Here is a 13769-nt window from a genome sequence, read left to right on the forward strand (position 1 = left end):
CGCGATGCGGTGCGCCTTCTGGCGCACCGTCCTGCCCGCAAGCCAAGATTAGCTGCCTTTGACTAATTAGCTACTCCCGGCTACTCTTGGCTCATGATCCGGCCTGACTGGCATTACCCGCGCAAGCCCTTCACCCACGACACCTTCGTGGCCCTGACCCGTGGCCCGGTCCCCGCGATGAGCCTGTTCGGTCCCCGCCGCACCGGCAAGACCGAGTTTTTGCTGCATGACCTCGGCCACCACGCCGCCGCGCACTATGGCCACCGTGTGCTTTACGCCAGCTTCTGGCAGACCTCTGTCGCGCCGCTGAGCCTGCTGATCTACGCTGTGTCCGAGGCGTTGCGCCCCCGCAGCTATGCCGACCGTGTGGCCGACTGGCTGCGCCATCCTCCGATCAAGGTCCGCATCGGGTCCGAAAAAGGCCCCGGCGCGGTCGAGCTTGACCTGTCCGATCCGCGCGAGGCGCAATTGGGGCAGGATCTGCTGCTGCTCGACGACCTGCTGGGGCAACTGGCAAACCCTGAAAAACCCGCGATCCTGCTTCTGGACGAGGTGCAGGAACTGGCCACCGCACCCGGCGGGACCGAGATCATGGCGGGCCTGCGCACAGCACTTGACCGCCGCCGCGACGGGCTCAGGACGGTGTTCACCGGCTCGTCGCAGATCGGGCTGAACCGCATCTTTTCTACCCGTGACGCGCCGCTTTACCGTTTCGCGGCACCCTTGACCCTGCCGCCGCTCGGCCCAGATTTCGTCACCCACCAGCTTGCCGTATTCCACCGCGTGTTCCAGCGCCGCCTTGATCCGGCCACCGCGCTGGCCTTCTTCGACCGCTTCGCTGGCAACCCGATGGTCTTTCAGCGCTGGCTGATGACGCTGGGTCAATACCGCGACCTGCCCGAGGACAAGGCCGCCGACCAGACCGCCGATGCGCTGGCCCATGACCTCGATTTCGACCGGACATGGCTCGACCTGCAGCCCCATCACCGCGCCATGGCCCGCATCCTTGCCGAACGCGCGCATGACCCGTTCGGCGCGACAGGGGCCGCGCGCTACGAGACGCTGACAGGACAGCCCGCGCCGATCCCGCAGACACGCCAAAGCCATGTCCGCACGCTGGCCCGCCGGGGTCTTGCAGACCAATGGGACAGGGAATGGCGCCTGACCGATCCCCTGTTCGAGGCCTGGGTGCTCGACCGTCCCGAGGCCGAGATCTGATGCGCGCCTTTCTCGCCATCGCCATGCCTTCGGATGTGGCGGGTGCGCTGATCCGCCTGCAATCCACCATCCCCTTCGGCCGCCCGGTGCCCGAGGACAACCTGCACCTGACGCTGGCCTTTCTGGACGACGCGCCGGAACAGGCGCTGGAGGATCTGCACGACCTGATGACCGCCTTTCGCGCGCCGCCCGTCGAGATCCGTTTCACCGGGCTGGACAGTTTCACCGAGGGCGAGCGCGGGCTGATCTTCGCCGCCGTCGACCGCACCGATGCGCTGCAGGCGCTCCACGACCGGCTCGCCTCGATCTGTCGGTCCGCAGGCCTTGACCTGCCGCGCCGCCGCTTCCGGCCCCATGTCACGCTGACCCGCGCCAATCGCCGCCCCGACGGCACGGCACGCGACCGGCTGGCCGCCAGCCTTGGGCCCGTGCCCGGATTGCCGGGGTTCACCGCGCGGGCCGTCTCGCTCTACGAGTCCACCCTGACGCCGCGCGGCGCGATCCACGATCCCCTTGCCAGCTACCCGCTGACCGGCTGAGCGCGCGCCGCGATCAGGTCGACCAGCCGCTGCCGCGCGGGCGGCAGGGGTTTGTCGCCCAGCGAGGGCGCCAGATGTTCGGTCAGGAAATGCCCGGTCGTGCGCAGCCCCGCCACCACCTCGGCTGGATCGCCACCCGCCATGCCCCTCAGCGCGCCGGGCAGGGGCAAGAGCCGGTCAGCCCAGTCGCCCGCCCCCGCCACAGACACCGCGCGACCCGTGCGCGGCGAGACATAGGCCAGGTCTTGCGTCACCCCCGTTACCGCACAGGCCGACAGGTCGAGGCCGAACCCCGTCTCCTCCAGCAGCGCCAGTTCCCAGCCCAGATAGGCCTCGGGCCAGCGCCCCGCGCCCAGCCCGTCGAGCAACACAAGCGTCCGCGCATAAAGCGCCGGATAGGCATGGCGTTCGGGCAGGGCAAAGGCCAGCAGCGCGCAGACTGCCGACAACCCGGCCAGCGACAACCGGTCGTCCATGGCATCCGCCGCGCGCCCCCGGATCAGGTCGACCGTGTAGCTTCCGAGATGCGCATCCAGCCGCGCCCGCCATGTCGCGTCAAGCTGCGCGCCCGGCTGCAACAGCGGCGCCATCTTGCGCGATGCGCCGCCCCGGACCACGCCCATGTGCCGCCCCAGACCCTCGGTGAACAGATCGAGGATCGCGGCATGTTCCCCATGCCGCCGCACGCCCAGCAAGATCCCTTCGGCACGCCATTCCATACCTTGGCATATGCGCCCGGTGCCGCGCTTGTCCATTGCCGGGCTGCGTGGCAGGCTCCGCCCATGTTTCCGGAGCTGTCCCGCACCGCCCGCCGCATGGCCCTGCTGATCGCGCTGATCTCGGCGGTCTCGCTCGGCGCGCAGTTTGTGCACCTGATGCAGGCGACGGGGCAGGGGCCTCTTGCGACCGTGGACGACATGGCGCGCTATTTCACCATCCTGACGCATATGCTGGTGGTGGTGACCTTCACCATCGTCTCGCGGCCGATGCGCGACGGCGTGTCAGCCCCGTGGCTCGCGGCATTGACGCTGTCCGTGGTGATGGTGGGGCTGGTCTATCACCTGATCCTGTCCGGGCTGGTAAGCTTCACCGGGCTTGGCTGGTGGGCCGACCACGGCCTTCACACGGCAGGGCCGCTGGCCATCGCGCTGTGGTGGCTCATCCATGCGCCCAAGCGGCGGCTGGCTTACGCCGACCTGCCGATCTTCGTGCTCTGGCCCTCGGTCTATGTCGCCTATGCGTTGGGACGGGCGGCGCAGGACGGGGTCTACCCTTACCCCTTCATCGATCTGCCCGAGATCGGCGAGGCCGCGGCTGCGGTGAACATGGCGCTGTTGTTGGTGGTGTTCTTGCTGGGCGGCGTCGGAATGATCGCCATAGGTCGGTATGCGGACAGGTAGGACATGGTGCGCCTGAAGGCGCACCCCAAGACACTCACGCCAACCCATCCTCATCCAGCAGATGCCGTCCGGCGCGATCCTCGACCTCGATGACCCACAGGTCGGGGTCGAACCCGCGCTGCCGGGCAATCGCGGCGTCCACTTCTGCCTCCGGGCCGGTGGCCAGTTCCATCCAGACCCGGTCCCCGCTCATCAGATCTGTCCGCCGCTGCAGCGCCACCGCCCGCCCATCGAGCGTATTGCACTTGACCAAAACCGCCCCCGCCGTCGCATCCCCCCGCGCCACGACAAAGGCGGGAATGTCGGCCAGCCGCAGCCGCGCAAGATAGGCCTGCACCCAGAATTCCGCCGTCAGCCGGGCCACGACCCGTCAGTTCCCGTCGCGGAAATCGAGCCCCATCTCGGAATAGCGTTCGGCCTCTTCCAGCCAGTTCGGACGCACCTTGACCTGCAAGAACAGATGCACGCGGCGGCCCATGAATTCCTCCAGCTCGGCGCGCGCGGCTTTGGAAACGGCCTTGATCGTCTCACCGCCCTTGCCCAGCAAGATGCCCTTGTGCCCGTCGCGCGCCACATAGACCACCTGATCGATCCGGGCGGTGCCATCCTCGCGCTCATTCCAATGCTCGGTCTCGACCGTCAGCTGGTAGGGCAGTTCCTCGTGCAGGCGCAGGGTCAGCTTTTCGCGCGTGATCTCGGCCGCGATCATCCGCATCGGCAGGTCGGCGATCTGATCCTCGGGGTAAAGCCACGGCCCCTCGGGCATGGCCTCGGCCAGCCAGTCGCGCAGATCCTCGACCCCATAGCCCTTTTCGGCGGAAATCATGAAGGTCCGCTCGAACGGGTAGGCCGCGTTCATGTCTTCGGTCAGTTTCAGCAGGCTCGCCGCCTCGACCCGGTCGATCTTGTTGATCGCCAGAACCACGCGCCGCCCCACGGCCTTTTCGCCCAGCGAGGTCAGGATCGTATCCACCCCGTCGGTCTTGCCGCGATGCGCCTCGATCAACAGCACGATCACATCGGCATCCGCGGCCCCGCCCCAGGCCGCCGCCACCATCGCGCGGTCGAGCCTGCGGCGCGGCCGGAACAGGCCGGGCGTGTCGACGAACACGATCTGGCTTTCGCCCGCCATCGCCACGCCGCGGATGCGCGCGCGCGTCGTCTGCACCTTGTGGGTGACGATGCTGACCTTGGCCCCCACCATCTTGTTCAGAAGCGTCGACTTGCCGGCGTTCGGCTCTCCGATCAGGGCAGTGAAACCGGCGCGGGTGGTCATGGGGGCAATCCTGCAAAGCGTGTCTGACCTGTGGCCTTAGCCGATCGTGGCGCCCTTTGCCACCGTCCAGCGTTGCGCGGCCGTGAGCCGCCTGCGCTTGCGCGACATCACCATTCTTGATGGGACCCCTTTCCAATCTTCTATTGCGGCACCGCGGGCCAAGCCGGTATGGGATCTGCGACGTTCATCAAGGGGCAAAGCGCCATGACGGCAAAGGTGTTCATCGACGGCGAGGTCGGCACGACGGGTCTGCAGATCCGCGCGCGCCTCGAGGCCCGCGCGGATGTCACCCTGATCTCGTTGCCCGAGGAACACCGCAAATCCCGCCTTGCCCGTCTCGGTGCCTTCAACGAGGCCGATGTGGCGATCCTGTGCCTGCCCGACGCGGCAGTCCATGACATCGCCTCCGACCTGCGCGACCTTCCGTGCAAGGTGATCGACGCCTCGACCGCGCATCGAACCGATCCGGATTGGGAATTCGGCTTTGCCGAACTGGACCAGGGCGCGCGCGCCCGCATCGCCGCAGGCAAACAGGTGTCGAACCCTGGGTGCTATTCCACCGGCGCCATCGCGCTCCTGAAACCGGTCGTGGACGCAGGTCTCATCGCGGCCGATCACCCGATCACGATCAACGCGGTCTCCGGCTATTCCGGCGGCGGCAAATCCATGATCGCCGATTTCGAGTCTGGCCGCGTCACCGGCGGCTTCGTCTATGCCACGGGCCAGCACCACAAGCACCTGCCCGAGATCGTCCTGCGCGCCGGCCTGACCCGCAAGCCAATCTTCGTGCCGCAGGTGGGGCAGTTCGAACAGGGCATGATCGTGCAGGTTCCGCTCCACCTTGCCCCCGGCGGCCCTGCCGCCGCGCTCGAAGCTCTGGCCGCCCATTATGCCGGTCAGCGATTCGTGCAGGTCCGAAGCCGCGCCGATCTGGGCGACCGGATCGATCCGCAGCGCCTGAACGGGACCAACACGATGGAACTGACGGTGGATGGCGACCCCGAGACGGGCGCGACCGTCCTGATCGCTGTCCTCGACAACCTCGGCAAGGGGGCATCGGGGGCTGCGGTTCAGAACCTCAACATTTTGCTCGGGCTGGACGAGGGAACGGGTCTCTAATCCACATGCCGGATGAAGGGCCAATGGCTCGGCGCATCGTGCCTGAGCCGCCCTTCGCCGTCGAAATCCCTGTCGACGTTGAAGGGCATCAGCGCCCTCCCCGCCAGCCCCGCGATCACCGCGCGCTGGTCTGCCAGCACTTGTGCCAGCCGCGCCTCCAGCGCCGCCTTGCGCGCACCCTCGTGGTAGCCATGCACCCCGTGCACCAGCACCGGCTCGGCCACCTCCATCCCGCAATACCGCAACGTATAGGCCAGCGGCCAGAGCAGGAGCCGCGTCTCGCCTTCCTTGCCGTCCCGCCCCGCCTCGCTGTCGCGCGCCCCGGTCGTCACGCAAAACAGCGCCCGCTTGCCGCGCAACACCCCGCTGTCGAACCGCTGGTCCACGGCATGCAGCAGGCCATGCAACAGCGTCCGGTCGCACCAGCCCTTGAGCATCGCGGGCGGCGCGAACCACCAGATCGGGAAATGGAACACGATCCTGTCGGCGCTTCGGATCTTGTCCACTTCCGCCGCCACATCGGCAGGCAGATGCCCCCAACCCGCAGCCTGCTCCTGCGCCTTGAGCGCATCAAAGGGGGCGGGCGGGTCCGTATAGCGTTCCGGCCCCTCGGCCGGATGAAACCCCATCGCGTAGAGATCCGACCACAGCACACGGTCGCCTTCGGCCTCTGCCGCCTTGGCGCTCGCCTCGGCCCAGGCGCCGCAAAAGGACCCCGGTTCCGGATGCGCCAGCACGATCAAGGTCGTCCGCCCCATCGCCACACCCTTCTCTGTTTCAAAAATATCTTCTGGGGGAGTGCGAGGGGGGCAGACAGCCCCCCTCGCACGGGTTCGCCGCACTTGGGCGGCGAACCTTCTTTACTCCCGCTCGGCCCGATCCAGAAGCGCGCGCGCCGCAGCCTGCTCGGCTTGGCGCTTGACGCGCCCCTCGGCCTCGACGGCGGTGCCGTCAGACAGTCGCGCCTCGACCACGAAGACCGGCGCATGGTCCGGCCCGCTGCGCGACAGCTCGGCATAGACCGGCGGCGCCATGCCGCGCGCCTGCGCCCATTCCTGCAGTGCGGTCTTGGCGTCGCGCGCATCCTCGGCCACGCCCGCCACCCGGTCGCCCCACAGCCGCAAGATCACCGCGCGTGCGGCCTCGAACCCGCCGTCCATGTAGACCGCCGCGATCACCGCCTCCATCGCGTCGCCCAGAAGGGCCGTCTTGCGCCGTCCGCCCGTCGACATCTCGGATTTGCCCAGCCGCAACACCGAGCCGAGGTCGATCTCGCGCGCGACATCGGCGCAGGTTTCCTTGCGCACCAGCGCGTTGAACCGCGGCGCCAGCTGCCCCTCGCGCGCGTCGTGGTCGCGCGCCAGAACAGCCTCGGCCATCACAAGGCCAAGCACCCTGTCGCCCAGAAACTCCAGCCGCTGGTTGTCGGGACGCGTCGGCGACGACAGCGAGGAATGGGTCAGCGCGCGCGCGATCAGCTCGGGCCGGGCGAAGTCATGGCCCAGCCGGGTGCAGAACTCTGTCAGCTCGCGCGACAGTTTCACTCGACCGCCCGAAAGAAGCGGTCCGAGCGCCAGGTCCAGAAATAGACCATTCGCGCGCCCGCCGAGGAGAACATGATCCGGTCCGCGCGCCCGATGATGTTGTCCATCGGCACGAAACCCACCCCGCCCACCGATTGCGGAAAGCGCGAATCGACCGAATTGTCGCGGTTGTCGCCCATCACGAAGACATGCCCCTCGGGCACGGTGAATTCCGGCGTGTTGTCGGCCCGGCCGCCGTTGGTGATGTTCAGGATCGAATGGCTGACCCCGTTGGGAAGGGTCTCGGTGAAACGGTCCTTCAGGCAGATGCCACCTTCGCCCACCGGTTCATTGGCGCAGCGCGGCGGCAGTTGCTGCGGCCCTTGCCGTTCGTAGACCTCCTCGAAAGGGTCCTCGGGCGTCAGTTCCACAGGCGTGCCGTTGATGTGCAGCAGCCCGTCGATCATCTGGATGCGGTCGCCGGGCAGGCCGATCACGCGCTTGATGAAATCCGTGCCCTCGGTCGGATGGCGGAAAACCACGACGTCGCCGCGTTCGGGGTCGCTGCCGAAAATCCGGCCGTCGAAGGGGCACATCGAGAAAGGGCAGGAATGGCGCGAATAGCCATAGGCCATCTTGTTGACGAAAAGAAAGTCGCCGATCAGCAGCGTGTCCTTCATCGAGCCTGAGGGAATCCAGAAGGGCTGGAAGAACAGGGTGCGGAACACGCCTGCGATCAACAGGGCGTAGACGATGGTCTTCACCGTCTCCCAGATGCCGTCCGATTTGGCCGCTGCCGCCATGATCTGCCCTGCCTCTCGTGTCGCTGCTTGCGGCGGGTTTGGGCCAGCCCCCGGCCCAAGTCAAGGAAGCACAGACGACGAGCGCCCTGCTCTTGCCTGTCGGCGCGATGGCTGCACCCTCGCGCCGGCATATTTGGAGAAAGGTGAAGCTGGGGCGGGGCGCGTTAACCTTGGTCACGGGTAAGTGGCGCGGGTCACCCGAGGGGGCGCTAGCGCGGCCTTACCATGTTGGGGCGCAGGACTTCCTCGGCGGCGGGCAGCGCCTCGATCACCACTTGCGCCTGTGCCCAGGGGTGGTCGTCGGTCAGCGTGACATGGATCACGGCGACATAGCCTTCGGGCGTCATCGTGGCCAGCCGGTCTTGCGCCCAGCCCGTGACGCGCATCACCGGCTGGCCTGTCGGCAGGTTCGACACCGCCATGTCGCGCCATGCGATGCCCATGCGCAGGCCGGTTCCAAGCGCCTTGGAACAGGCCTCCTTGGCGGCCCAGCGTTTGGCGTAGACGGCGGCGGGGTTGGTCATCCGCTCAGCGCGGCGCTGTTCGGTCTCGGTGAAGACGCGGTTCCGGAACCGGTCGCCAAACCGGTCGAGCACGGATTGGATGCGCTCGATATTCGCCAGATCGGTGCCGATGCCGAGGATCATCGCAGTTTGGCCGTGCCGTCAGTCATGCTGTGCCATGACCGTCGCGGTCGCGCGGTTGATGGTGACATGCAAGGGCGCCATCACGCTGCCCATGCCGTCATAGCGCCCCGCGGGCAAGGTCAGGGTGAGGCCGGTCGCCGGATCGTAGCGCGCGGTCATCTCCGCCATGCGCAGGCCCGAAAACCCCTGTCCGTTCGGACCCGACACCAGCGCACAGAGCGGGAAGGGTTCGGTGGCCACAAAGAAATCCACCATCAGATGCGCCGAGCAGCAGGCCGGTTCCGAGGTGTCGAGGCCGATCGCCCGCACCTCGCCATTGGCGAAGCTCTGCACAGCGATCTCGGGCGGCATCATGAGGTTGCGGGCATTTGCCTCCCAGCCCTCGCAGGCGCGCACGACGGTGTCGGCATGGCCCGGCACCGCCGGGGCCAATGCCACGAGCGCGGTGGCGATCAGGGACAGGGCGCGCATGATCGGTCTCCTGAAGGGCCTTGGATCATGTTCAAAATTCCCTATTCCGCCTTGCCGCGCAATCGAAACCGGCGTTCAGACGCGTGCTGCCTGCATCGCCCTGCGCATTGTCGCAATGGCATGGGGCAGCCCGGTAAAGACCGCCTCGCCGATCAAGAAATGCCCGATGTTGAGTTCCGCCACCTCAGGCAGGGCCGCCACCGGTCCGACCGTCTCGTAGCACAGCCCGTGGCCCATATGCACCTCGAGGCCCAGATCGGCGGCCTGTTTCGCACCTTGGGTCAGCCGGGCGAGTTCGGCGTCGCGCGCGGCGTGGTCGCCCTCGGCGTGGTGGTCGCAATAGGCGCCGGTGTGCAGCTCGATCACCGGTGCGCCGATCCGATGGGCGGCTGCGATCTGGACCGGGTCCGCGGCGATGAACAGCGAGACCCGGATGCCCGCGTCGCGCAGCGGGGCGATGTAGTCGGCCAGCCAGTTCTGGACGCCTGCCACCTCCAGCCCGCCTTCGGTGGTTCGTTCCTCGCGGCGCTCGGGCACGATGCAGGCGGCATGCGGGCGGTGCGACAGCGCGATCGCCTGCATCTCGGGCGTGGCCGCCATCTCGAAATTCAGCGGGATGGAAATCGCGGCCATGATCGCGCCCACATCGGCGTCTCGGATGTGGCGACGATCCTCGCGCAGATGGGCCGTGATGCCGTCGGCCCCGGCCTCTTGCGCCATCACCGCGGCGCGCACCGGGTCGGGCAACGCGCCGCCGCGCGCATTCCTGAGCGTGGCGACGTGATCGATGTTTACGCCCAGCCGCAGATGATCTGCCATGTTTCTCTTCCCTTGCCGTTCCTGCGTTGCAGCCTAGTGCTCCGCGGGCGCGGCGCCAGCCTTTGCCCGCAGCTTTTCCATCTTCTTGCGCAGTCTGGCTGCCCGCCTTTTCTGGTAGGCGTGGATCACCGGGACCGTCAGGTAGTAGCACAGCACGCCGCACAGAAGCCCCGGCACGAGGGAGCCGACCATCCACGGAAAGAAGACGCCGTCATAGAACCGCGCCAGTTCCGACCAATCCGCCCGTGCTTCGGTGAAGATCGATAGGAAATTATACCACAGATCGGCTGCCGCTGCGCTGAACCGGTGAAAGATCGAATCATCGAGGTCGTCGCGCATCCGTGTGCCCAGCATCCAGTGGCCGGTCTTGAGCGAGATGTAGGCGATCGGCACATAGGTCAGAGGGTTGCCGATGAAGGTCGCCAGCAGAGCGGCAAGGATCGAACCGCGCATCATTTTGGCGAGAACCGCCGCGACCAGGAAATGCAGCCCGAAGAACGGAGTGAAGACCGTGAAGGCGCCAGCAAACACCCCGCGCGCGATCTGTTCGGGGGTTCCGGGCAGGCGGCGCATGCGGTGCTTGACGTAATGGGCCGCGCGCAGCCAGCCGCCGCGCGGCCAGAAAGCCTCGGCGACGATGCGCAGAACCGTGCGGGGGTCGCGGCGCTTGAACACCTGGCCTGTCTTCCCTTTCAGCCGGTGTCCTTCGGGCGGGCACCGCGTCTTGTTGGTCACGTCGTGGTGGCGTGACCCTCAGGGACGACGCTCCACGTCCCGGAACCTCTGCAGGCTGGCGACGTCGCTGTCCAGTTCGACCGCCATCATCACCGCATGCAGGTGTTCCGCGTTGCGCACATCCACGTCGATCAACAGCCGGTAGAAATCCGGCTTCCGGTCGATGAAATGCAGGTCTGAGATATTGGCGTTCTGCTCGCCGATCAATGTGCAGATCCGACCCAATGCGCCATTCGTGTTCGACAGCGTGACATCTATGGTCACATTATGGACAGCGGCGTGGCGGCCATCGGTCCAGTGCAGATCGATCCAGCGTTCGGGGGTCGCATCGAAGGCCGCCAGCGCGCCGCAGTCGATGGCATGCACGATGGGCCCGCGACCGGCATAGGTGATGCCCACGATCCGCTCGCCCGGCACCGGCTGGCAGCATTGCGCGCGGCGGATCTCGGCCCCGGGAGGCAGGCCGATCACGGCGCGCACCGCCTCGACCTCACTGTCGGCATTCTGGCGGGCAAGCTCCGGGTAGATGCGGGCCACGACCGATCGGCCCGACAGTTCAGCCGATCCGATCCGCGCCAGCATCTCGGCGCCGTCCTTCAGGCCGATGGCGCGGGCGGCGGTGTCAAGCGCCTTGTCAGTCGCCTTCTTCCCGACCTGGTCGAAGGCGACGCGCGCCAGTTCACGGCCCAGCTTGATGTAGCGCTCGCGGTCTTCCTCGCGCAGCATGCGGCGGATCGCGGCCTTGGCCCGGCCCGTGACGGCGATGTCAATCCATGTCGCCTGCGGGGTCTGCCCCTCGGCGGTTATGATCTCGATGGATTGCCCGTTCTTGAGCCGCGTCCACAAGGGCACACGCAGCCCGTCCACCTTGGCGCCCACGCAGGAATGGCCGATCCTCGTGTGGATCGAATAGGCGAAATCGATCGGCGTGGCCCCCTTGGGCAGCTTCACCACATCGCCCTTCGGCGTGAAGCAGAACACCTGATCGGAATACATCTCGAGCTTCACATGTTCGAGGAATTCGTCATTGTCCTCGGCGTTCTCGAAACGTTCGGTGAGCCCCTCCAGCCACTTGGCCGGATCGACGGCAAACGGGTTCTGTACCCGAACGCCGTCGCGATAGGACCAATGCGCCGCGACGCCGCTTTCGGCCACGTCATGCATCTGCCGCGTGCGGATCTGCACCTCGACCCGCTTGCCGTCGCGCCCTGACACGGTGGTGTGGATCGAGCGGTAGCCGTTCGATTTGGGCTGGCTGATGTAATCCTTGAAACGCCCCGGCACCGACCGCCAGCGCTGGTGGATCGCGCCCAGAATGCGGTAGCAGTCATCTTCCGTGCCGGTGATGACGCGAAAACCGTAGATGTCGGACAGGCGCGAAAAGGCCAGATCCTTTTCCTGCATCTTGCGCCAGATCGAGAAGGGCTTTTTCGCCCGCCCGAACACATCGGCCTTCAGACCGTGCTTCTCCAGCACCGTCTCGATATCCTCGGTGATGCGAGGGATCACATCGCCGCTTTCCTTTTGCAGGGTCACGAAGCGCCGCATGATCGAGGTCCGTGCCTCGGGGTTCAGCACCCTGAAGCTCAGGTCCTCCAGTTCCTCGCGCATCCACTGCATGCCCATCCGGCCAGCCAGTGGCGCGTAGATGTCCATGGTCTCATGCGCCTTTTTGGCCTGCTTTTCGGGCACCATGTGGCGGATCGTGCGCATGTTGTGCAGCCGATCGGCCAATTTCACCAAGATGACCCGCAGATCCTTGGACATCGCCATCAGCAGCTTGCGGAAATTCTCGGCCTGTTTCGATTCGCGGCTCGAAAGTTCCAGATTGGTGAGCTTGGTCACCCCGTCGACCAGTTCGGCGACATCATGGCCGAACAACGTCTCGATCTCGGTATAGGTGCCCTTGGTATCCTCGATCGTGTCGTGCAGCAGGGCTGTTGCGATGGTGGCATCGTCCAACCGCTGCTCGGTCAAGATCGCTGCGACCGCGACCGGATGCGTGAAATAGGGCTCGCCGGAATGGCGTTTCTGCCCCTCGTGCATCCGTTTCGCATAGGCATGGGCGCCCCGCAGGAGCGCCTCGTTGGTCTTCGGATTGTAATTGCGGACAAGCGACAGAAGGTCGTCGGCGTCGATCATTCTCGTCTCAGCCTGCCCCTGTCCGCGGTGTGTTACCGCTGTCCTTGCGCTTCCATCAGCGCGCGCAGCATCTGCTCTTCGCTCATGTCGTCACGCGCAGGGCGATCGGCCTCGACGCCCTGCAGCAGCGCCATGGCGTCCTCTTCGGGCTCGTCGACCTCGATCTGGGTCTGCAGGCTTTCGATCAGACGCTCGCGCAGGTCGTCGGCGCCTTGCGTTTCTTCCGCGATCTCGCGGAGCGCGACAACGGGGTTCTTGTCGTTGTCGCGGTCGATGGTCAGATGGCCGCCGGCGGCGATCTCGCGGGCGCGGTGCGCGGCAAGCATCACAAGCTCAAAACGGTTCGGAACCTTGTCGACGCAGTCTTCAACGGTGACGCGGGCCATGCGAAGGACCTCCAGAGTCTTTTCGGGAGCGGAATAAAGGCCTCATGTATCGCCGGGTGGCGCGAATGACAAGGGCGAAGGCGCGTCCCCGTCGGGCCATGGGACCGCAACGATCCCGGCGCGCTCGGGGGCAGGGCGGGCCGCCAGCATCTGGGCCACGCTCAAGCGGTTTACCGGGTGGCGCCAGTCCGGCGCGACATCGGCCAGCGGCACCAGCACGAAACTGCGTTCGGCCATGCGCGGGTGGGGCAAGATCAGACGGTCGGGCACCTCGACCGAGGCGCGTTCTAGCGGCATCGCGGCCCAGTGCGCCTGCACGGCGCGGTCGGGGCACACGGCATCGTCCAGCGCGATCAGGTCCAGATCGATGATGCGCGCCGTCCAGCGACCATCCCGCGTCCGGCCAAGATCGGCCTCGATCCCGTGCAGCAGGCTGAGCAGGGCCTCGGGCGTTCCCGACCAGCGGAAACTTGCCGCAGCGTTCAGATAATCCGGGCCCGATCCCGTCGGCATGGCCGGGGTGGAAAAAAGGCGGCTTGCCCAGACCCCGCCGATGGCATTTGCTGCAAGCAGGCAAAGAGCCTTGGTCAGGGTGCGGTCGGGCGTCGACCGGTCCCCGGGCAGGTTCGCACCCAAGGCCACAAGGGCATGCGACGCTTTGTCGGGTTTGGTCGAAGCTTGCACGTTCGTT

17 protein-coding genes are annotated in these 13769 nt (G+C 66.6%); 4 read left to right on the forward strand and 13 right to left on the reverse strand.

Translation table 11 applies throughout. The features are described 5' to 3' along the window. The first annotated feature begins 93 nt into the window (after nucleotides 1-93). Together C7455_RS11670 and thpR are read left to right on the forward strand one after the other, a co-directional pair. Nucleotides 94-1218, forward strand: a complete 1125-nt coding sequence (locus C7455_RS11670) for an ATP-binding protein (protein WP_109668423.1) — start codon at nucleotides 94-96, stop codon at nucleotides 1216-1218. Next, nucleotides 1218-1757, forward strand: coding sequence for an RNA 2',3'-cyclic phosphodiesterase (gene thpR, locus C7455_RS11675; RefSeq protein WP_170119066.1), 540 nt, complete (start codon nucleotides 1218-1220; stop codon nucleotides 1755-1757). Before C7455_RS11670 ends, thpR begins: the two co-directional genes overlap by 1 nt. Here the strand turns inward: thpR and recO are convergent. Further along, on the reverse strand, nucleotides 1739-2476 hold the full coding sequence (gene recO / locus C7455_RS11680) for a DNA repair protein RecO (protein WP_109668675.1): 738 nt from the start codon (nucleotides 2474-2476) through the stop codon (nucleotides 1739-1741). The genes thpR and recO overlap by 19 nt on opposite strands. A gap of 63 nt (nucleotides 2477-2539) precedes the next feature. Here recO and C7455_RS11685 point away from each other — a divergent pair, with 63 nt between their 5' ends. Next, complete coding sequence (locus tag C7455_RS11685; protein ID WP_109668426.1) at nucleotides 2540-3157, forward strand: Pr6Pr family membrane protein; 618 nt, start codon at nucleotides 2540-2542, stop codon at nucleotides 3155-3157. Nucleotides 3158-3191: 34 nt separating this feature from the next. Here C7455_RS11685 and C7455_RS11690 read toward each other — a convergent pair whose 3' ends face one another. Both C7455_RS11690 and era read right to left on the reverse strand, forming a co-directional pair. After that, a complete protein-coding gene (locus C7455_RS11690) occupies nucleotides 3192-3521 on the reverse strand; it encodes a DUF1491 family protein (RefSeq protein WP_109668428.1) in 330 nt (109 codons plus the stop codon). 6 nt (nucleotides 3522-3527) lie between these two features. Further along, on the reverse strand, nucleotides 3528-4433 hold the full coding sequence (gene era / locus C7455_RS11695) for a GTPase Era (protein WP_109668429.1): 906 nt from the start codon (nucleotides 4431-4433) through the stop codon (nucleotides 3528-3530). 204 nt (nucleotides 4434-4637) lie between these two features. On the opposite strand from era, the gene argC reads away from it, so the two are divergent. Then, the gene (argC, locus tag C7455_RS11700) at nucleotides 4638-5552 is read left to right on the forward strand and encodes an N-acetyl-gamma-glutamyl-phosphate reductase (RefSeq protein WP_109668677.1); all 915 of its coding nucleotides are present in this window, start codon (nucleotides 4638-4640) and stop codon (nucleotides 5550-5552) included. Here argC and C7455_RS11705 read toward each other — a convergent pair. From C7455_RS11705 to folK, 10 genes are all read right to left on the reverse strand, one after another. Further along, on the reverse strand, nucleotides 5549-6310 hold the full coding sequence (locus tag C7455_RS11705) for an NAD(P)H-dependent oxidoreductase (protein ID WP_109668431.1): 762 nt from the start codon (nucleotides 6308-6310) through the stop codon (nucleotides 5549-5551). The two genes, argC and C7455_RS11705, sit on opposite strands and share 4 nt — an antisense overlap. Before the next feature lie 102 nt (nucleotides 6311-6412). Continuing rightward, on the reverse strand, nucleotides 6413-7096 hold the full coding sequence (rnc, locus tag C7455_RS11710) for a ribonuclease III (protein ID WP_109668432.1): 684 nt from the start codon (nucleotides 7094-7096) through the stop codon (nucleotides 6413-6415). Next, nucleotides 7093-7878: a signal peptidase I gene (gene lepB, locus C7455_RS11715; protein WP_109668433.1), complete on the reverse strand. Its 786-nt coding sequence runs from the start codon at nucleotides 7876-7878 to the stop codon at nucleotides 7093-7095. Before lepB ends, rnc begins: the two co-directional genes overlap by 4 nt. A gap of 209 nt (nucleotides 7879-8087) precedes the next feature. Next, nucleotides 8088-8525: a holo-ACP synthase gene (gene acpS, locus C7455_RS11720; RefSeq protein ID WP_109668435.1), complete on the reverse strand. Its 438-nt coding sequence runs from the start codon at nucleotides 8523-8525 to the stop codon at nucleotides 8088-8090. Between the two features lie 18 nt (nucleotides 8526-8543). Then, nucleotides 8544-8996: a hypothetical protein gene (locus C7455_RS11725; protein WP_109668436.1), complete on the reverse strand. Its 453-nt coding sequence runs from the start codon at nucleotides 8994-8996 to the stop codon at nucleotides 8544-8546. 75 nt (nucleotides 8997-9071) lie between these two features. Further along, complete coding sequence (locus tag C7455_RS11730; RefSeq protein WP_109668438.1) at nucleotides 9072-9815, reverse strand: pyridoxine 5'-phosphate synthase; 744 nt, start codon at nucleotides 9813-9815, stop codon at nucleotides 9072-9074. 33 nt (nucleotides 9816-9848) lie between these two features. Next, nucleotides 9849-10490 carry a DUF2062 domain-containing protein gene (locus C7455_RS11735; RefSeq protein ID WP_109668679.1) on the reverse strand — a complete coding sequence of 214 codons (642 nt, stop codon included), beginning with the start codon at nucleotides 10488-10490 and terminating at the stop codon, nucleotides 9849-9851. 78 nt (nucleotides 10491-10568) lie between these two features. Next, nucleotides 10569-12692, reverse strand: a complete 2124-nt coding sequence (locus C7455_RS11740; protein WP_109668440.1) for a RelA/SpoT family protein — start codon at nucleotides 12690-12692, stop codon at nucleotides 10569-10571. 32 nt (nucleotides 12693-12724) lie between these two features. Continuing rightward, a complete protein-coding gene (gene rpoZ / locus C7455_RS11745; RefSeq protein WP_109668441.1) occupies nucleotides 12725-13078 on the reverse strand; it encodes a DNA-directed RNA polymerase subunit omega in 354 nt (117 codons plus the stop codon). Nucleotides 13079-13120: 42 nt separating this feature from the next. After that, nucleotides 13121-13762, reverse strand: coding sequence for a 2-amino-4-hydroxy-6-hydroxymethyldihydropteridine diphosphokinase (folK, locus tag C7455_RS11750; protein WP_109668443.1), 642 nt, complete (start codon nucleotides 13760-13762; stop codon nucleotides 13121-13123). Nucleotides 13763-13769: the final 7 nt, after the last annotated feature.

It is taken from the genome of Roseicyclus mahoneyensis (assembly GCF_003148775.1).
Taxonomy (GTDB): domain Bacteria; phylum Pseudomonadota; class Alphaproteobacteria; order Rhodobacterales; family Rhodobacteraceae; genus Roseicyclus; species Roseicyclus mahoneyensis.